The sequence below is a fragment of the Skermanella sp. TT6 genome, assembly GCF_016653635.2.
In the GTDB taxonomy this organism is placed as follows: domain Bacteria; phylum Pseudomonadota; class Alphaproteobacteria; order Azospirillales; family Azospirillaceae; genus Skermanella; species Skermanella cutis.
In genome coordinates this window covers 4058996-4077530 of sequence record NZ_CP067420.1, presented here as the reverse complement: position 1 = coordinate 4077530, position 18535 = coordinate 4058996, and the positions used below count along the sequence as shown (strand labels likewise).

General features: G+C 69.5%; 12 protein-coding genes. 8 read left to right on the top strand and 4 right to left on the bottom strand.

The features are described from left to right. Positions 1-299: 299 nt before the first annotated feature. Together treY and malQ are read right to left on the bottom strand one after the other, a co-directional pair. On the bottom strand, positions 300-3104 hold the full coding sequence (gene treY / locus IGS68_RS19030) for a malto-oligosyltrehalose synthase (protein ID WP_201072635.1): 2805 nt from the start codon (positions 3102-3104) through the stop codon (positions 300-302). Further along, complete coding sequence (gene malQ, locus IGS68_RS19025) at positions 3101-6781, bottom strand: 4-alpha-glucanotransferase (RefSeq protein ID WP_201072633.1); 3681 nt, start codon at positions 6779-6781, stop codon at positions 3101-3103. The genes treY and malQ overlap by 4 nt, the downstream gene beginning before the upstream one ends. A gap of 180 nt (positions 6782-6961) precedes the next feature. Between malQ and IGS68_RS19020 the strand changes: the two genes are divergently transcribed. After that, on the top strand, positions 6962-7351 hold the full coding sequence (locus IGS68_RS19020; RefSeq protein ID WP_201072631.1) for a response regulator: 390 nt from the start codon (positions 6962-6964) through the stop codon (positions 7349-7351). A 75-nt stretch (positions 7352-7426) separates the two neighbouring features. Here IGS68_RS19020 and IGS68_RS19015 read toward each other — a convergent pair whose 3' ends face one another. After that, positions 7427-7723, bottom strand: a complete 297-nt coding sequence (locus tag IGS68_RS19015) for a hypothetical protein (RefSeq protein ID WP_201072629.1) — start codon at positions 7721-7723, stop codon at positions 7427-7429. A 342-nt stretch (positions 7724-8065) separates the two neighbouring features. On the opposite strand from IGS68_RS19015, the gene IGS68_RS19010 reads away from it, so the two are divergent. From IGS68_RS19010 to IGS68_RS18995, 4 genes are all read left to right on the top strand, one after another. Then, on the top strand, positions 8066-8281 hold the full coding sequence (locus tag IGS68_RS19010; RefSeq protein WP_201072627.1) for a type II toxin-antitoxin system PrlF family antitoxin: 216 nt from the start codon (positions 8066-8068) through the stop codon (positions 8279-8281). Positions 8282-8379: 98 nt separating this feature from the next. Continuing rightward, complete coding sequence (locus tag IGS68_RS19005; RefSeq protein WP_201072619.1) at positions 8380-8799, top strand: VOC family protein; 420 nt, start codon at positions 8380-8382, stop codon at positions 8797-8799. A 157-nt stretch (positions 8800-8956) separates the two neighbouring features. After that, the gene (locus IGS68_RS19000; RefSeq protein ID WP_201072617.1) at positions 8957-10483 is read left to right on the top strand and encodes a Y-family DNA polymerase; all 1527 of its coding nucleotides are present in this window, start codon (positions 8957-8959) and stop codon (positions 10481-10483) included. A gap of 71 nt (positions 10484-10554) precedes the next feature. Then, positions 10555-13803, top strand: coding sequence for an error-prone DNA polymerase (locus IGS68_RS18995; protein ID WP_201072615.1), 3249 nt, complete (start codon positions 10555-10557; stop codon positions 13801-13803). Positions 13804-13825: 22 nt separating this feature from the next. Here the strand turns inward: IGS68_RS18995 and IGS68_RS18990 are convergent, their stop codons facing one another. Then, positions 13826-15535 carry a hypothetical protein gene (locus IGS68_RS18990; protein ID WP_201072613.1) on the bottom strand — a complete coding sequence of 570 codons (1710 nt, stop codon included), beginning with the start codon at positions 15533-15535 and terminating at the stop codon, positions 13826-13828. Between the two features lie 183 nt (positions 15536-15718). On the opposite strand from IGS68_RS18990, the gene IGS68_RS18985 reads away from it, so the two are divergent. The 3 genes from IGS68_RS18985 to rssA all read left to right on the top strand — a co-directional run bounded on the left by IGS68_RS18985 (position 15719) and on the right by rssA (position 18475). Next, complete coding sequence (locus IGS68_RS18985; RefSeq protein WP_201072611.1) at positions 15719-16918, top strand: IS256 family transposase; 1200 nt, start codon at positions 15719-15721, stop codon at positions 16916-16918. Positions 16919-17208: 290 nt separating this feature from the next. Next, a complete protein-coding gene (locus IGS68_RS18980) occupies positions 17209-17394 on the top strand; it encodes a hypothetical protein (protein WP_158044447.1) in 186 nt (61 codons plus the stop codon). 154 nt (positions 17395-17548) lie between these two features. Beyond that, entirely contained in the window at positions 17549-18475 is a 927-nt protein-coding gene (rssA, locus tag IGS68_RS18975; protein ID WP_247880972.1) for a patatin-like phospholipase RssA, read from the top strand. Positions 18476-18535 lie beyond the last annotated feature (60 nt).

The window sequence follows — 18535 nt, the reverse complement described above, 5'->3', positions numbered from 1 at the left end:
TGCAGCATTTCTCCGCGCCGCAGCGGGTCGCTGCGGCTCGCGGGGGACGAACCGACCGCCGCCCCTTCCGCCGCCAGGAGGGGGGCCGGGGCAGGGCGCGTCGGCGGCATCAACCGCCGGGCGAGGAGTGGCAACGACTGCCGTCCATTCCGCTCTCTTGTCGTGCCGTCCGCCCCCATGCCGCCTGTCCGATCCGTGGTTCCGCCCCGAGCCCGATCACTCTTGGCGAGTCCTCGACGGATGGAAAGCGGTATCGTTCCCGCCCCGGCCGGCGTCGCCCGATCAGCAAGGTGCCAGACTCACGCTTCCGGAACCAGCAGCGCGAACGGGAACTTGCCCAGCAGCGTGCCGGCCGGGAAGGCGGCGCCGTCTTCCCGGGGCTGCGTTTCGATCACGGCGCCGGTCAGCAGGTTGCGCCAGCGGCCGGCGCCGACCGAGGTCGGCAGAACCACCGCCGTGTCGCCCCAGTCCGGATCGTCCTCCAGCCGGGCGACCAAGCGGGGAACCGCGACGATCACGGTGTCGCCCTCGTGCAGGCGAGCGAAGGCGCAGACCTGGTCGGCCTTGGCTCCCTGCGCCGCCAGCGCCTCGTAGGAGCCGTGGGCGAACAGCTCCGGCTTCTCGGTGCGCAGCTTCAGAGCCTGCCGGGTCACCGCCAGCTTGACGACGCCGTCCTGCCAATGGTCGAACAGGGCGGGCAGGCAGGAGGGGTCCTGCTCCAGCTCGCCTTCCAGCTGGTCCAGCGCCCGCTGGTGCATGTCATAGTCCACCGGCAGCCGGTTGTCCGGATCGACCAAGCTGAGGTTCCACATCTCGGAACCCTGGTAGATGTCGGGCACGCCCGGGACGGTCAGCTTCAGAAGCACCTGCGCCAGGCCGTTGAGCGCCCCCAATTTCGCCACCCGCGCCTGGAACGGCACGAAAGCTTCCAGGAAGGGACTGCGGCGGGAGACGTCCAGGCATTCGTGCAGGAAGGCGATCACCGCCTCCTCGTACTCCGTGTTGGGGGCGGCCCAGGTCGAATGGACCTTGGCCTCGCGGATCGACTTGATCATCGCGCCCTCGACACGACCGATATAGCCTTTCAGCAGGGCGGCATCCGGCTGCGTGACGTTGGTCAGCTCGGCCGGCCATGACCCGACCAGGAGCTGGTACAGCAGGTACTCGTCGTTCTTGTCCGGCGGCGCCGTGCCGGCCATGTCGCCGCGCCGGGCGCGGATCATCCGGCTCCAGGTGCGGATCTGGCGTTCCCACTCCTCCGGCATCTCCGACAGCACGTTGATGCGGGCGCGGGTGTCCTCGCCGCGCTTGGTGTCGTGGGTCGATGTGCCCAGCATCGCGTGCGGCCAGCGCCGCGCCCGCTCCGCGTTGGCGTAATGGAAGGCGCTGACGCTGACGCCGAACAGCTCGGGGTGGCCGCCCACCTCGTTCAGGGAGACCAGCCGGTTGTAGCGGTAGAAGGCGGTGTCCTCCAGCCCCTTGGCCATCACCGGCCCGCTGTACTGCTGCACCCGCATGGCCAGCCGGATCACGGCGAAGCGGCTGTAGCCGCTGCGCGGCTCGGCCACCAGGTCGCCGGTCAGCAGCGCCTGGAGGAAGTCGAACACGCTGGGGTCGGCCGCGTCCACCGCCCGGCGCGCCTGGGCGATGGCCCAGTCGATGTAGCGCCGGTCGCTCTCCGCCGGGGTCGTGCCGTCGATATAGGTCCGGTAGACCGGGAAGCGGGCGACGATCTCCTTCAGGGCGGAATGTAGGATGTTGTTGGTGAAGTCGGCCGTCCGCCAGTTGGACCGGGCGATCCGGGCGGCGTCGCGGGCGAGCACGTTCAGCTCGCTCGCCATCTCGTGCTCCATGATCCGGATCTTGCTCTCGTGGACGATGTCCTCGAAAGACCGGGTCTGGCCGGTGAACTCCGTGTAGATCCGGTCGAAGGCCTCCTCGCCCGCCGCATCCACGAAGATGCCGCCCACCAGGTTGGTGAACTCGTAGCCGGTCGTGCCCTCGATCGGCCAGTCCTCGCGCAGATGCTCGTGGTGCGCCAGGATCTTCTCGACCACCAGATAGAAAGGGCGCGGCGCCTTCTCGCGCAGGCGGATGCAATAGCCCTTGGGGTCCACGAGGCCGTCGATATGGTCGATCCGGATGCCGTCCAGCGTGCCGTCCTCGACCAGGTCCAGCACCAGCCGGTGGCTCAGGTCGAACAGCTCCGGCTGCTCCATGCGCAGGCCGGCCAGCTCGTTGATGTTGAAGAAGCGGCGATAATTGATGTCGTCGGCCGCGACCTTGAAATAGGCGGCGCGCCAGTTCTGCTGCTGGATCAGCTCGTGCAGCGCCCGGAAGCTGTCGGGCTGGCCCGCCGTCCCGGTGAACCGCTTGATGCCCGCCTCGACGGCCTGCGCCACCTCCGGCTTCCCGGCGACCAGGCTCGCCAGTTCCGCCTTCAGCTCGGAGGCGCGGCGCTCCACGTGGGGCCGGAAGGTCGGCAGCGCGCCGAAGGCGTCGCCCAGGTTCTCCAGGTCGGGATTGTCGTGGCCCAGGATCTCGGCGTAGTTCAGCGGGCAGATCGGCAGCTTGTGGGTGCCGTACGCCCAGACCGCGAAGCTGCCTTCCTCCGGGTCGAACTTCAGCGCCAGGTCGCCGTCCTCCAGCACCTTGCCGTACTGGTCGCCCAGGAACGGGATCAGCAGCTTGCCCTGGAGGAAGCGGCGGTCGGGATCCCAGTCGATGTCGAGATAGCCGGCATAGGCCGAGTCCTGGCCCCATTCCAGAATGTTCAGCCACCAGGCATTGTCGGAACCGCCGACACCCATATGGTTGGGCACGAAGTCCACGATCTGGCCCAGCCCGGCCTGTTTCAGGGCGGCGATCAGCCGCTTGAAGCCTTCCTCGCCGCCCAGCTCCGGGTTGATGGCGTTGTGGTCGACGATATCGTAGCCGTGCGTGCTGCCCGGCCGCGCTTTCATGTAAGGCGAGGCATAGAGATGGCTGACGCCCAGCCGGGCCATGTATTCGGTCAGCGCGCTCGCGTCGTCGAACTGGAAATCCTTGTTGAATTGCAGGCGGTAGGTTGCCCGCGGAATGGGCGTGCCGCTTGAATCATTCATTTGAAATCGGCCTCTTTGGCGGAGGAAGTGAGCGGGCGGGCGTCCCGGAAGATCCGTGCCAGCGCGACAACGCGCGGGTTGCCGTTTAGTTCCTCAAGGCTCAACGACTGCTTGCGGCGCCAGTTGGGGTGCTGGTCGGTGGTGCCGGGCAGGTTGACCTGGTGCGGCTCCTCGGTCAGCTCGTCGATCTGGACCATCGCGATGCCGGAGCGGGTTCGTGCCAGGAACCGGTGGACCGCCTCCGACAGCGCGTCGTCATAGTCGGACCCAACCGAGAAGCCGGCAGGCAGGTCCAGCCCGGCCGCCTTCAGGGCGTCCAGCAGCGCCTGCTTGTCGCGGGCGCGGAGGTTCCGCTGGTTCCCGGCCTCGTCCGCGCCGGGATAGAGGCCGTGGCGCTCCTTCAGGCCGATATCGTGCTCCTCCCACCAGCCGCGCAGCGTCGCCAGGTCGTGGCTGCCCACGGTCGAGAGTGCCAAGTGCGGATAATCCTCCGGCCCGACGAAGCCGCCGCCCTCGGCATATTCGAAGAAGACCACCCGGTACGACAGGATGCCGGCCTCGGTCATGCGCTCGCGGAAGCCTTCCGGCACGGTGCCCAGGTCCTCGCCGACCACCAGGCAGCGGTTGCGCTGGCTCTCCAAGGCCAGGATGCCGACCATGTCGTCCAGCGGATAGGAGACGTAGACCCCCTCCGACGCCGGCTTGCCCTCCGGGATCCAGTAGAGATGCTGGAGCGCCATGACATGGTCGATCCGCAGGCCGCCGGCATGGCGCATGTTGGCCCGGACGAGGTCGATGAAGCCGGCATAGGCCTGCTCGCGCAGCGCCTGCGGGTCGAACGGCGGCAGGCCCCAGTCCTGCCCGGCCGGGTTGAACAGGTCGGGCGGCGCCCCGACATGGGCCGACGACACCACCAGCCCGGGGTTCGCCCAGGTCTCCGCGCCGCTGCTGTCGGCCCCGACCGCCAGGTCGCGGTAGAGGCCGACCGCCATGCCGCGCGCCTTGGCCTCCGCGGCGGCTTCCGCCAGCTGCTCGTCGGCGACCCATTGGGTCCAGGCGTGGAAGTCGATCCGGTCGGCGTTTTCGCGGGCGAAACGATCCACCGCCTCGCCGTCGGGCTTCCGGTATTCCGGCGGCCAGGTGCGCCAGTCCGCCTTGTCCGGCGCGAAATGCGCCCGCAGCGCCAGGAACCGGCAGAGCCGCTCCAGCGGCTCGCCCTGCTCGCGGCGGAACCGGGCGAAGGCGTCCCGCCGCTCCGCCGAAGCCCGCTCCTTGAACTGCTGGAAGAGCACCTCCAGCACCGGAAGCTTCAGCGCCGCGGCCTCGGCGTAATCCACCAGATCGGCGTCGCGGGCGGCCTGGAGCCTGCGCTTGAACTCCGGCGCCTCGGTCAGGACGCGGCAGCGCTCGCAGCCCGGATATTCCGGCAGCTTGGCCGGATCGATGTAGAGGATGTTCAAGTACAGCCGGCTCGCCGGGGAATAGGGGCTGGCATGGCCCGGGTTGTCCGGGAACATGGTGTGCAGCGGGTTCAGCCCGATCACCGACGCGCCCAGGTCGGCGGACTTGCCGACGAAGCTCTTCAGGTCGGCGAAGTCGCCGATGCCCCAATCGTCACGGGAGCGCAACAGATAGAGCTGGGCGGAGATGCCCCAGATCCCGTTGCCTTCCGATACCTCCGGCGGCAAGTGGCAGCGGTCCGGGGTCACGATCAGCGGCATGGTGGCTTCCGCCATCCCGCCGCCGCCCACGGCCAGGGTATGGTATCCGGGCGGGAGCTCCTGCTCGATCACCAGCCGCCGGCGCTCCACCGCGCGTCCGGCATGCTCGCCGGTATGCAGCAGTTCCAGGTCGGAGAACTTGACGGTCCCCTCGTGCCGCCGGCCGCCTTCCTCGTCCACGTGCCAGCGCAACTGGGCGGCGCTGGGGGTGAAGGAGAGCGGCACCTCGACCCGCCGCCGGCTGGCCCGGACCACCGAGACCGGCGGCAGCGGCCGGCCCAGGTCGGCCTGTTCCAGGGCCTCCAGCCGCGCGCCCGCGGCGCGCTCGTCGGGCACGTCGTGGCCCAGGGCGGCCAGCATGTTGCGCTTGGCGCTCTCCGACATGCGGACCATCTGCCCGGCGGCGTTCTTGTATTCCAGCTCGATGCCGGCCCGCTCGGCCAGCCTGTCGAGCGCCGGCGTGTTGGACGGGGCGGGGGAGGCCGGCGCCCCGTCCAGCAGCTCCGTCACGCCTTTCAGCGGGATCGCGACCCAGTCCGGCCGGTTCGCCAGCTCGTAGCCGACCTCGTAGAGCGCCTTCTCGAACAGGAACAGCCGGAGCAGGCTGTCGGCATGGGCGGGGTTCCCGGGATGGCCCGGCGCGCCCTTGACCGCCTCGCGATAGGCGTTCAGGAAGGTCTCGTTCACCGTCCGCGTCCAGTCTTCCGGCCGGTCCGGCTTGGCGGTCGCCGCGGCATAGGCGAAGGAGCGCAGCATGCCCGCCACGTCGCGCAGCGGCGAATGCTTGGCGCGCCGCTCTGCCAGGGGGCGCATCGGTTCGCCTTCGAAATCGATGATGAAGACGTCGCCGCGCGACACCAGCACCTGACCCAGGTGGTAGTCGCCGTGCAGCCGGGTGCGGCTGACCTCCAGGTCCCTGGGCGCCAGCGCGTCGAACCGGCCCATCAGCTCGTCCCGCCGGGCCAGCAGCCTTTCCGCCTCGCCGCGCACTTGCGGTGACAGGCCGGGCAGGGCGCGTTCCAGGGACGCCAGGGTGGTCCGGGCCATCGTCCGCACAGCCTCGACCCACTCCCCGATCGTTTCGCCGCCGACCGGCTCGGCCCGGAAGGCCGGATCGTCGGTCCGCGTGGCGAGCGCGTGGTGCATCTCGGCGGTGCGCTGCCCCAGCCGGCCGACCAGGGCCAGCAGGTCAGGACCGGGCGGCGTCTTCGCCCGCTCCAGCACGTGCCCCCAGGCGTCCTCCGCGTCCGGCACCAGCGCCTGGAGGACGCACAGCGCGATTGGCCGGCCGGACTCGTCGGTCTGCTCGATCGTGCCGAGCAGGGCGGGAGTATTGGCGAACTTGGCCGTTCCGGTCAGGAAACGACCGACCTCCACCTCGGGATGGATGCCCGGCTCCAGCTTGCGGAAGCCCTTCAGCATCGCGCTGGAGCCGATCCGGATCGAGGTGTTGGACTGTTCCGTCCTGGATCGCTGGATCGCGGGCGCCGCTTCCGCCGCCACGCCTTTCCTGCCGCCGCTCTCCCCGGCCATCCGCGCCAGCAGGGCCCGCACGAAGGCGTCGCGAGCGAAAGCGTCGATCAGCACGCCGGCGCGCCCGTCCTGGCGGATGCTCGCCAGAACGGCCGGGTCGCCGGGGTCGGCCCCGCCTTGGCCCGGGTCGCCCCACACCACCATGAGCGGCAGGAAGTAGCGCTGCTCGGCTGCGCCCGGCGGTTGCACGCGGAGCGTCGCCAGCAGCGCCGGCCCGTCTTCGGTCGGCAGCTCCTCGCCCGCAGCCAGGGTGACAGCGGGCTTACCGGCATCCTTGGCGCCGTACCAGCGGTGACGCAGGAGATATGCCGGAAGCACATCCCTCTGAAGAGTCTGCAAGGCCTCGCCGCGCAGCACGGCCATCACGGTACGTTCGGAAGAAGCCAGTTCGATCGAGGTCGGAGCGGCGGCTGAGGTCGCCATCGGTTGCACCCTTGGTTTGTACGGTGTCCGCCCAACCCTCAGGGTGCGGTTAAGTTCCGGACGTCAACCTCTACTCCTACCCGACCTCTACTCCTTCGTTGTCATCGACCGGAGGCTTTCGGCGTTAGAGTGTGCTGTCGCGGCGCGCCCCGGGGCAGCGCCGGTGAGCGGGAGGCTTTTATGACGGAAGGCTGCAAGATTCTGATCGTCGAGGATCAGATGCTGATCGCGATGGATCTGGAGCGGCTGATCGAGGGAATGGACTATACGGTATGCGGCTTGGCGCGTACCCGGACCGAGGCCCTGCGCCTCGCCGAGGAGCATCGTCCCGACCTGGTGGTGATGGATGTCCGGCTGGCCGACGGCAGCGACGGCATCGCCGCCGCGCGCGAGCTTCGCCAGCGATTCAACATCGGCGCCCTGATGATCTCCGGCCAGATCGACGCCGCCCAGGCGGAAGAGGCCGAGGCGGAGATCTTCCTGCGCAAACCCTTCGAACCGCGTCAGCTCCGCCGCGCCATCGCCGACGCGCTCCGCCTGCGCCAGGCCGACCCGGGCTCTGCGGCCTGACGTCCCTTTTCTCGGAGGGGCGGCGTCCCGCCGCCCCTGGTGCGCGGGACGCGCACCCTCCGGAATCCGGCGTGCCTACCGCTCCAGCGCCCTGTCCATCCGGCGCGACTCGTCCCGCAGGTCCAGCAGTTCGCGCCGGTCCAAGATATCCGCCTTGCCCTGCCGGTCCAGCAGCTCGCGCCTTTCCTGGCTTCCGCGGAGCTGGTCCCGGTATAGCTCTGCCCGTCCCCGGTCGGACGGATCGATACGTTCGCCCGGCACAGGGGTGCGGTGGGGAGAAATGACGTTGCGTTCCCCCGGCACCTGGGCCGCCGCCGTGCCGATGGGCAGCAGCAGGGCGGCCACGATCATCAGGTTTCTCATTACAGGCATGTGGGGTGCCGGGGGACGCCGGTCCAGGCTATGGTTCCGGAAGCGTAATGATGCCGGCGCCTGCTTGGGCGGCGGCTGAGGGTTTCGTTTCGGACCCAGCGGGCGCCCCGGCTATTGCAGCCGGTTGACCGAGCCGCCGCCGGCCACGAGCATCGCCCGGAAGATGGTCCGGACCTACTCGGCACTGTTGCCGGCCACGGCCATCATATGTCCGGTGGCCGGCTTCTCCACGATCCTCCCATACCCATTCTCGAAGAGCATGGGGTATTCTGCCGCTACGCGCCGCCTTGCCGATGGTCGGCAACCACCTCAAGGTCGATCGCTCCTGCACGCGGAGGTCCGATGATTACCAGCAAGCTCACTCGCAAGGGAAAGACGACCACTCCGAAGCGGGTGCGTACCGCGCTCGGGCTGCGCGAGGGTGACAGGATCGCGTACCGCATCGAGCAAAGCCGCGTGATCCTGACGCGCGCCGTCCCCCAACAGGCCGATGATCCCTTCCATGTCTTCCACGAGTGGAATTCGGAGGCGGATCGGCGGGCATATGCTGATCTGTAAGATCCGGGATGCCGGCATGTCGGGCGTCGATCCTGGGCCGTCGCGCGGACCATGGTTCCCGTCTCCCGTCCAATCACCAAACCGATGGGGAAAAGCCGATGCTGTCCCATGTCTATGTCGGGATCACCGATTTCCAGCGCGCCTTCACCTTCTATGACGCCCTCATGGCGGAACTTGGATATCCGCTGAAGTTCTGCGAGCCCGAGAATTCCTGGGCAGGCTGGATGCCGAAGGCGGGCGGGCGGCCGCTGTTCGTCATCGGCGCGCCCTATGACGGGCAGCGGGCTGAGCCGGGCAACGGGCACATGGTCGCTCTGCTCGCCCCGAGCCGGGAAGCCGTCGATCGGTGTCACGCCATCGCCATGGCCGCCGGAGGGCTGGACGAGGGGAGGCCGGGTCTCCGGCCCCATTATCATCCCGATTATTACGGCGCCTATTTCCGTGACCCGGACGGGAACAAGATCTGCGTCTGTTGCCATGATCCCGTCCCGGCTTCGGGTGCCGACCGGCCGGCCTGATCCCACGCTTACCTCCTCCTAAAGAGCAGGAAATTCCCTCCACCGCCTTGACCTTATCCCGCGCCTGGTGTGTTCTTGTTTTGTTCCAGGCGTGGCGACGGTCGAGTTCCCGCCATGCGGGCATCGCGAGGCGAGAGGGTTCAGGAGTGGAGTATCGATGGCGCGGCGGGTTCTCTCCCTATGGCTTCCCGGCCTGGCAACCGACCGGCTGGCCCGCCGCAAGCCGGAATTGCGGGATCGGCCACTCGTCACCATCCTCGGGGAACACGGGCGGATGATCGTCGCGGCGGTCAACGGGCATGCCGAGTCGGCCGGCATCCAGCCGGGCATGACGCTGGCCGACGCCCGCGCGCTGGAGCCTGCCGTCCATCCCGCCGACGCCGATCCCGCCGCCGACGCCCAGGCGCTGGACGGCCTGGCGGACTGGTGCGGGCGCTATACGCCGTGGGTCGGGCTGGACGCGCCGGACGGCATCTTCCTCGACATATCCGGGTGCGCGCACCTGTTCGGCGGCGAGCCGGCGCTGCTCCGCGACGTGGTCGGCCGGCTGAAAGGGTTCGGCTATCAGGCCGGGGCGGCGGTCGCCGATTCGGCGGGGGCCGCCTGGGCGGTGGCGCGGCACGGCGGGGAGCGGATCGCCGCCGTGCCGCCGGGGCGCGGGCGGCAGGCGCTGGCCGGGCTGCCGGTCGAAGCGCTGCGCCTGCCGGCCGAGACGGCGGCCGGGCTGCGCCGGGTCGGCATGCGGCGGGTCGGCGACCTCTACGGCATGCCGCGCGCCGCGATCACCGCGCGGTTCGGCGTGGTCGTCACCCGGCGGCTCGACCTCGCGCTCGGCGTGGCGCCGGAACCGATCTCGCCGCGCCGGCCGGTCCCGCCCCACGTCGCGCGCGCCGCCTTCGCCGAGCCGATCTCCACGCCGGAGAATCTGGCGGACGCCACCCGCCGCCTGTTGGACGACCTGTGCGCCGGGCTGGAGCGGGCGGGCAGGGGAGCCCGGCGGCTGGAGCTCCGCTTCTTCCGCATCGACGGCCGGGTGGAGCGCTCCACCGTCGGGACCAGCCGGCCGGTGCGGGCTCCCGCCCATCTGGCCCGCCTGTTCGCCGAGAAGCTGGACCGGGTGGCGCCCGGCCCCGGCATCGAGATCATGATCCTTTCCGCCACCGCCGAACCGCTCGGCCCGGAGCAGATCGAGATGCCGGTCGGCGATTTCCGGCCAGCCTCGGCCATCTCCGGAGAGCTGGCCGAACTGGTGGACCGGCTGGGCAGCCGCTTGGGCCTGTCGCGGGTCCGGCGCCTGCTGCCGCGCGAGAGCTGGTGGCCGGAGAACGCCGTCGAGTCCGCTCCCGCGCTGTCCGGCCCGTCCCCCGGAGCGAAGGGAGCCGCCCCCTGGCCGGCGGACCGCGCCCGACCGCTCCGCCTGCTGCCCCGGCCCGAGGCAATCGACGTGATCGCCCCCGTCCCGGATGATCCGCCCCTGGCGTTCCGCTGGCGCGACGGGATGCACAAGGTCGTCCATGCCGAGGGGCCGGAGCGGCTGGAGCCGGAATGGTGGCGCCAACTCGACGAACTGCGCGATTATTACCGGGTCGAGGACGCGGACGGCCAACGCTTCTGGGTCTACCGCGCCGGCCTGTACCAGCCGGGCCGGGCGGCGCGCTGGTATCTCCACGGATTCTTTCCATGAGCCCGCCGGGCTCCGACGATGCGACGAGGGAAACCGGGGTCAGACCACCATTTCCCACCGGCTCTTCCGGGATGCCGACGTTCGGGGGAAATGGTGGTCTGACCCCGGTTTCCTATGCCGAGCTCCAGGTCTCGACGAATTTCAGCTTCCTGCGCGGCGCCTCCCACGCGGAGGAGCTGGCGACGACCGCCGCGGCGCTGGGCCATTCGGCCATCGCGGTGACCGACCGCAACAGCCTCGCCGGGGTGGTGCGCGCCCATGTCGCGGCCAAGGGGGCCGGCATCCGGCTGGTGGTCGGCTGCCGGCTGGACCTGACCGACGGGCCGAGCCTGCTGTGCCTGCCGACCGACCGGGCCGCCTACGGCAGGCTGTCGCGGCTGCTCACCGCCGGGCGGCTGCGGGCGCCCAAGGGCCAGTGCCACCTGACCCGCGCCGACCTGTACGACCATGCCGAGGGCCAGATCCTGATCGCCCTGGCGCCCGACCATCCCGGGCCGGATTTCGCCGACGCGCTGCGCGCCTACCGCGCGCTGTTCCGCAGGCGCCTGCACCTCGCGGCCAGCCACCTGTACCGGGGCGACGACGCGCGGCGGCTGGCCCGGCTCGCGGCGCTGGCGGCCGACGTCCGGGTGCCGCTGGTCGCCACCAACGACGTGCATTACCACGCGCCGCACCGCCGGGTGCTCCAGGACGTGCTGACCTGCATCCGCGAGCACCGCACCGTCCACGAGGCCGGCTACCTGCTGGCGGCCAACGCCGAGCGCCACCTGAAGGCGCCGGAGGAGATGGCCCGCCTGTTCCGCCGCCATCCCGACGCCGTCGCCCGCACGGTCGAGATCGCGGAGGCCTGCACCTTCTCCCTGGACGAGCTGCGCTACGAATATCCCGACGAGATCACCACCGGGGGCCGCACCCCGCAGCAGGAGCTGGCCCGCCTGACGGAGATCGGCGCCGCCGAGCGCTATCCCGCCGACCTGCACCCCGGCGGCATCCCGGCCAAGGTCCGGGCCGCCATCGACCACGAGCTGCCGCTGATCGAGCAGCTGGGCTACGCGCCCTATTTCCTGACCGTCCACGACATCGTCCGCTACGCCCGCTCGCGCGGGATCCTGTGCCAGGGCAGGGGATCGGCGGCCAACTCGGCGGTGTGCTACTGCCTGGGCATCACGGCGGTGGACCCGGCGCGCTCCGACCTGCTGTTCGAGCGGTTCGTCTCCGCCGCCCGCAACGAGCCGCCCGACATCGACGTGGATTTCGAGCACGAGCGGCGCGAGGAGGTGATCCAGTACATCTACGCCAAGTACGGCCGCGACCGCGCCGGCATCGCCGCCACGGTCAGCCGCTACCGGGCGCGCGGCGCGATCCGCGAGGTCGGCAAGGCGCTTGGCCTGTCGGAGGACACGGTCGCCCGGCTGGCCGGCTCGATCTGGGGCTGGGGCCGGGACGGCATCGACGAGGACCGCGCGCGGGAGCATGGGCTGGATCCCGCCGACCCGACGCTGCGCATGGTGCTGGACCTCTCCGGCGAGCTGATCAACTTCCCCCGCCACCTGGGCCAGCATGTCGGCGGCTTCGTGATCACCCGCGGCCCCCTGTCGGAGCTGTGCCCGATCGTCAACGCGGCCATGCCGGACCGGACCACGATCGAGTGGGACAAGGACGATATCGACGCGCTGGGCATCCTGAAGGTGGACGTGCTGGCGCTCGGCATGCTGACCTGCCTGCGCAAGGGCTTCGACCTGCTGCGCGACCACCGCGGCATCGACCTGGCGCTCGCCACCGTCCCGGCCGAGGACCCCGCCGTGTACGAGATGCTGTGCAAGGCCGACAGCCTGGGAGTGTTCCAGGTGGAGAGCCGGGCGCAGATGTCCATGCTGCCGCGCCTCAAGCCGCGTACCTTCTACGACCTGGTGGTCGAGGTCGCGATCGTCCGCCCCGGCCCGATCCAGGGCGACATGGTCCATCCCTATCTCCGCCGCCGCCAGGGGAAGGAAAAGGTCGAATACCCCTCGGACGAGCTGCGCCGGGTGCTGGAGAAGACCCTGGGCGTGCCCCTGTTCCAGGAGCAGGCGATGAAGATCGCCATCGTCGCGGCGGGCTTCACCCCGTCGGAGGCGGACCAGCTCCGCCGCGCCATGGCGACCTTCCGCAAGGTCGGCCTCATCCACACCTTCGAGGCCAAGATGATCGAGGGCATGGTCGGGCGCGGCTACGACCGCGCCTTCGCCGAGCGCTGCTTCCGCCAGATCGAGGGCTTCGGCACCTACGGCTTTCCCGAGAGCCACGCCGCCAGCTTCGCGCTGCTGGTCTATGTCTCGGCCTGGATGAAGTGCCGCCATCCCGACGTGTTCGCCTGCGCCCTGCTCAACAGCCAGCCCATGGGCTTCTACGCCCCGGCCCAGATCGTGCGCGACGCCCGCGACCATGGGGTGACCGTGCTGGGGCCGGACGTCAACCGGTCCGACTGGGACTGCACGCTGGAGCCGGCGGGAACCGGGTATCATGCGCTGCGGCTGGGATTCCGGCAGATAAAGGGCTTCCGGCAGGCCGACGCCGCGGCCCTGGTGGCGGCGCGGTCCGGGGCGCCGTTCCGCGATCCCCACGATGTCCGGCGTCGCGCCCGGCTGTCGGCGCCGGCGCTGGAACTGCTCGCCCAGGCCGACGCCTGGCGGTCCCTCGGCCTGGACCGGCGGGCGGCCCTGTGGGCCGTGCAGGCGCTGGGGCCGGAGCCGCTGCCGCTGTTCGCCCGGCTGGACGGCCCGGCGGCGCCGGAGCCCGAGGTGACGCTGCCCGACATGGCGCTGGGCGAGCACGTGGTCGAGGACTATGCCAGCCTGTCCCTGTCGCTGAAGTGCCATCCGCTCCACCTGCTGCGCCCGGGGCTGGAGCAGGCCGGCGTCGCCCCTTCGACCCGCCTCGGCGAGGCGCGGCACGACACACGGCTGACCGTCGCCGGACTGGTGCTGGTGCGCCAGCGGCCGGGCAGCGCCGCAGGCGTCGTCTTCATCACGCTGGAGGACGAGCACGGCGTCGCCAACCTGATCGTCGTGCCGCCCGTGTTCGAGCGGTTCCGCCGGATCGTCCTGACCGCCCGGCTGATCGCCGCCACCGGCCGGGTCGAGCGCCACGACGGGGTGATCCACCTGCTGGTCGACCACCTGTCCGACCAGAGCGCGCGCCTGCGCGAGCTGACCGGCGGACCCGCCCCCGTACCCAGCTTGGCCGGCGCCATCGCCCGCGCCGACGAGGTCAGGCGCCCCCCGCCGGAAAAGGGGCCGGAGGTGACCAGGGTCTTCCCCGATGGCCGGAATTTTCGGTGAGGTCCGGGGAACCCGCTCCGACCTATCGCCCTGCCAGTCCCGACGACTTCAGCAGGCTGCGCAGCGACAGCAGCGCCTGCTTGCGCTCGGCCTCCGCCTTGAACCGCTTCAGGAACGGCTCCAGGAACTCCGGGCTGTTGACCGCGCGGCCGACCGCCTCCACCGCGCAGGCGCGGGCCTTCCCCTCGGGCAGGGGGGAGCCGGCACACAGCTTCATCAATTGCAGGATCCTGTCGGTGAAGCTGCGGTTGGGCGCGTTCAGCACGTCCAGCCGGATTATGTCCAGCATCGTGTTGTCCAGGTCGGCCAGCAGCTTGGACTTGGTGTCCTCGTCCATCTCCGCGCCGGCCACGTCGCGGTGCATCCCGACCAGGACGGGCAGGGCGGCGGGCCGGTCCTTGCCGCCGCTCTCGCGGATCAGGTCCTCGGGCGACCAGGCGGCGCGGACGAACTCCGTCATCTTCGCCTTGCTGGCGACATAGGGCATCAGATCGACGATGCGCACCAGCGTCCGCACCTTCTCCGACGGCAGCTTGCACTGGCCGATCGCCTCCGCCACGCTTTCCGGGTTGATCAGGCGCAACGCGCGCTGCTCCAGCGTCTCCAACATCTCGATGTCGTCGGCCAGCGGCGGGGTCGCCTTGAACAGCTCCATCAGCAGGTGGAGCGTCTGCGCCTGGTTCCACAGCGCCCGCTCGGCCTTCAGGGGGGCGATGTTGGTCAGTTCCCGGATCACCCGGCGCTCGATCGTGCTGCGGGTGCGCGGGCAGCGGCCCTGCCGGATCAGCCAGTTCAGCGCCCGGATGCCGTCCGAGGCGCGGTTCGACGGCGGCTCGTAGCGGCCGGCATGCAGGTCCAGCAGCGCCCGGATCTGGGTCAGCCGGTCGGCGTGGTCAGGGCCGGTCAGGTCGGCGGTGGCGTTGGTGGCATTGGCGATTTCCGCCATGATCGCGTCCAGCGGCATGGCGTGGCGGGCCGGCAGATCCTCCTCCACCAGGTGGCCCAGCGCGTCGAGCTTGCCGATCCAGCCCTTGGCGTCGGCCAGGTAGAGCGCCAAGGCGCGGAAGATGTGGTACTGGGCCGAGCCGGGGTGCTTCGCCTCCAGCGCCGCGCACTGGGCGCCGTATCCGCCGGGGGCGCAGGCCCGGACGGGAGCCCGCTTGGCGTCGGCCCGGAGATCGTTCAGCAGCTGGTCTGTCAGCGCCAGCAGCTCCTTGAAGCGGCGCTGGACCGGCACGTCCGACCCCTGGACCTGGGCGATCGCCGCCTTCTGCAAGGCCCCCTGCAAGGTGGTGCCGGCGTCGTTCAGGCGCAGGGCGTGGGCCTCGGAATGGAGAAGCTCCAGCGGAGTCAGCCGGTTGTCGTCCAGGTAGCGCTGCAGGGCCGCCGCGATGGCCTCCCGCGCCCGGTCGCCGCGCAGGTCGCCGGGCGTCCGGCAGATCCCGTCGCCGCCCGGGACGGGCATGATCAGCGGCGCCGACGGATCGACCGTGCCGTCTCGCCACAGCGCGCGGGACAGGATGGTCCGGCTGACATGGCCGTAATCCTCGTACTCCGTGCAGAGTGCTACCCGCGCGCCCATGCCGACCTTGTCCGCCTGCGCGTTGCGCGCGCCGATCTCCGCCTCCTCGCGGTCCAGGGTGGTCTTCGCGCACATCCAGTAGCTGCCGTGATAGGTGTGCAGCTCGTAATAGACGCGGGTTGTCCCGATCGCTTGAGAACTTTCAGACACGCAGGAGGCCCTTTTCCGGATCTTGAAGATCAAGTCCCCAGGCGTGGTGTAGGAGCGCCCGTTCCGGGGCAGGCCCGCAGGGAGGCGTAGCCGACCGGAGGGCCTGCCCCGGAACGGGCGGTCATCGTGGTTCTCGGGTAAAGTCTGGTCACCACAACACATACCTGATCCAAGGTGACCACGATGACCGACGAGATGATGACGCTTCGCTCGATGCTTGAAAAGGGCACTGATGCGGATGTGCTGCGGGAGATGATCGGCTTTGCCGCCCAGCGGCTGATGGAGATGGAGGTTCAGGCGGTGACCGGCGCCGGTCACGGTGAGCGCTCGGCTGACCGCCTCGCACAGCGCAATGGCTACCGGGATCGCGACTGGGAAACCAGGGCCGGCACGGTGGAGCTGCGCATCCCCAAGCTGCGCAAGGGCAGCTATTTTCCAGGATTTCTGGAGCCGCGCCGGATGGCGGAGAAGGCGCTGACGGCGGTGATCCAGGAGGCCTACATCCAGGGCGTTTCGACCCGCGGGGTGGACGATCTGGTCAAGGCCATGGGCATGAGCGGCATCTCGAAGAGCCAGGTCAGCCGGTTGTGCGAAGAGATCGACGACCGGGTCAAGACGTTCCTGAGCCGTCCGATCGAAGGCGACTGGCCATATCTCTGGATCGATGCGACCTACGTCAAGGTCCGCCAGCAGGGACGTATCGTGTCTGTCGCCGTGACCGTCGCGGTGGCGGTCAACACCGACGGCCGGCGCGAGGTGCTGGGCATGGACATCGGTGCCTCGGAGGCCGAGACCTTCTGGCTCGAATTCCTGCGCAAGCTCAAGCGTCGCGGTCTCGCTGGCGTCAAGCTGGTGATTTCCGACGCCCATGAGGGCATCAAGGCAGCCGTCCAGCGCGTGTTCCAGGCGACATGGCAGCGCTGCCGAGTGCATTTTATGCGCAACGCCATGGCGCATGCTGGCAAGCAGGGCAAGCGCCTCTTCGCCGCGTTCATCGCCACCGCCTTCGCCCAGGACACCGCCGAAGCCGCCAAAGCCCAATGGCGCCAAGTTGCCGACCAGATCCGGACAAAGGCTCCCAAGTTGGCGACCCTCCTGGACGAGGCGGAAACCGACGTGCTGGCCTACATGACGTTCCCAAAGGAGCATCGGGTCAAGATACACTCGACAAACCCGATCGAGCGCCTGAATGGCGAGATCAAGCGCCGGACCGACGTTGTCGGCATCTTTCCGAACGAGGACGCCATTACTCGGCTTATCGGCGCCATTCTCCTGGAGCAGAACGATGAATGGGCCGTCCAGCGCGCCCGCTACATGACACTGGAAACCATCGCTCCACTCGGCGATAATTCCCCAATCATGCTGCCCGTTGTGGCTGCATGATAAACCCGGCCAGACTGCTGGGAACCAGGATGATTGGCAATGCCAATCCTACACCACTGCCTGGGACACGATCATCTTGAACCGTTGGGGAACCGCCCGGATCGAGCCGGCCGGCCCGGCGGCACCCAGCCGTTCCATAACTTTCGTATGATGCTAGTGGACAACAAGTTAAAACTTTAGGCAAAAGAATCGTACCGAATATGGCGCGACAATGTCGCCCATCTTCGTTGACCCCTTCGATCTAAAGGGTTAACATGTTTTCGCAATCACGCAAAATGCGGAGCGGAACCATGGAAGTCGGTCAATATCCTTCGCCTCTCGGCGTCGTCGGCCTGAAAATCGGGCAGAAGAGCCAGCAGACCCAGGCCCAGGTGGTCACCCAGGCGCTGGAAAGCACCAAGGAGCTCGTCCAGAACTCGGCCCAGGCCTCCGGCGGGGCGAACGGCGGCGGCAAGCTGCTCAACATCAAGGCTTGATCCGCATCGGGGCTTGATCCGCATCGGGGCTTGATCCGCATCGGGGCTTGATCCCGCCCTTCCAATCCGCCGACGGATCGTCCAAGAATTCCCCGACCCCCCGCCGGACGGGGACACGGCCCGCCGGGACGGGCCGCCAGGATCGGGGATCGCCTTGAAGATAGGTCTCGCATTGGGCAGCGGAGCGGCGCGCGGCTGGGCGCATATCGGCGTGCTCCGCTCGCTCGAAGCCTCGGGCATCAGGCCCGACATCGTCTGCGGCACCTCGGTCGGCGCCCTGGTCGGCGGCGCGTGGCTGACCGGCCAGCTCGACGCGCTGCAGGAATGGGCCTCCACCATGGGCCTGTTCGGCGTGCTCAAGCTGCTGGACGTGACCTTTTCCCGCGGCGGCCTCGTCTCCATCACCAAGGCCTTCGAGCAGTTCCGCAACGACCGGACCGACGTGCTGATCGAGCACCTGCCCACGGTCTTCGCGACCGTCGCGACCGACCTGGCGACCGGGCGGGAGGTCTGGCTGAGGGAAGGGCATCTGCTCGACGTGGTCAGGGCCTCCGCCGCGATGCCGGGACTGTTCCCCGCCGTGCCGCACGACGGCCAGTGGCTGGTCGACGGCGCGCTGGTCAACCCGGTACCCGTGTCGCTGTGCCGCGCCTTGGGCGCCGACGTGGTGATCGCGGTCAACCTCAACGGCGACCTCGCGACCCTGCCGCGGCTGGCCAAGGGTTCAGGCTCCCCGGAGGGGAAGCCGCCCGCCGAGAAGCCCCCCGTGCTGGCCGCCCTGCTGAACACCCGGATCGGCAGCCATCTCAGCGACAAGACCCGGTTCCTCGCCAGCCAGCTGACCACGGCGCGCGAGCCCGTTCCCAACGTGCTGGAGATCCTGGCCGGCTCGATCGACATCATGCAGGACCGCATCACCCGCTCCCGGCTGGCGGGAGAGCCGCCCGACGTCCTGATCGCGCCCCGGCTGGGCCATATCGGCATCCTGGACTTCGACCGCTCCGAGGAGTTGATCGAGCTGGGCCGGACCTCGACCGACGCGATGGGACCGGCGATCACGCTCGCCGTAAGGCGCGCCTGAAGGCATATGCACGACGTGCAGGGGGGCAGCGGCGATGTTGTGGCATCTACCCTTTAGTGC

Excerpts from the sequence above, each read along its gene's own strand:
- treY (WP_201072635.1), bottom strand. The coding sequence starts at position 3,104 with ATGAATGATTCAAGCGGCACGCCCATTCCGCGGGCAACCTACCGCCTG.
- malQ (WP_201072633.1), bottom strand. The coding sequence starts at position 6,781 with ATGGCGACCTCAGCCGCCGCTCCGACCTCGATCGAACTGGCTTCTTCC.
- IGS68_RS19020 (WP_201072631.1), top strand. The coding sequence starts at position 6,962 with ATGACGGAAGGCTGCAAGATTCTGATCGTCGAGGATCAGATGCTGATC.
- IGS68_RS19015 (WP_201072629.1), bottom strand. The coding sequence starts at position 7,723 with ATGCCTGTAATGAGAAACCTGATGATCGTGGCCGCCCTGCTGCTGCCC.
- IGS68_RS19010 (WP_201072627.1), top strand. The coding sequence starts at position 8,066 with ATGATTACCAGCAAGCTCACTCGCAAGGGAAAGACGACCACTCCGAAG.
- IGS68_RS19005 (WP_201072619.1), top strand. The coding sequence starts at position 8,380 with ATGCTGTCCCATGTCTATGTCGGGATCACCGATTTCCAGCGCGCCTTC.
- IGS68_RS19000 (WP_201072617.1), top strand. The coding sequence starts at position 8,957 with ATGGCGCGGCGGGTTCTCTCCCTATGGCTTCCCGGCCTGGCAACCGAC.
- IGS68_RS18995 (WP_201072615.1), top strand. The coding sequence starts at position 10,555 with ATGCCGACGTTCGGGGGAAATGGTGGTCTGACCCCGGTTTCCTATGCC.
- IGS68_RS18985 (WP_201072611.1), top strand. The coding sequence starts at position 15,719 with ATGACCGACGAGATGATGACGCTTCGCTCGATGCTTGAAAAGGGCACT.
- IGS68_RS18980 (WP_158044447.1), top strand. The coding sequence starts at position 17,209 with ATGGAAGTCGGTCAATATCCTTCGCCTCTCGGCGTCGTCGGCCTGAAA.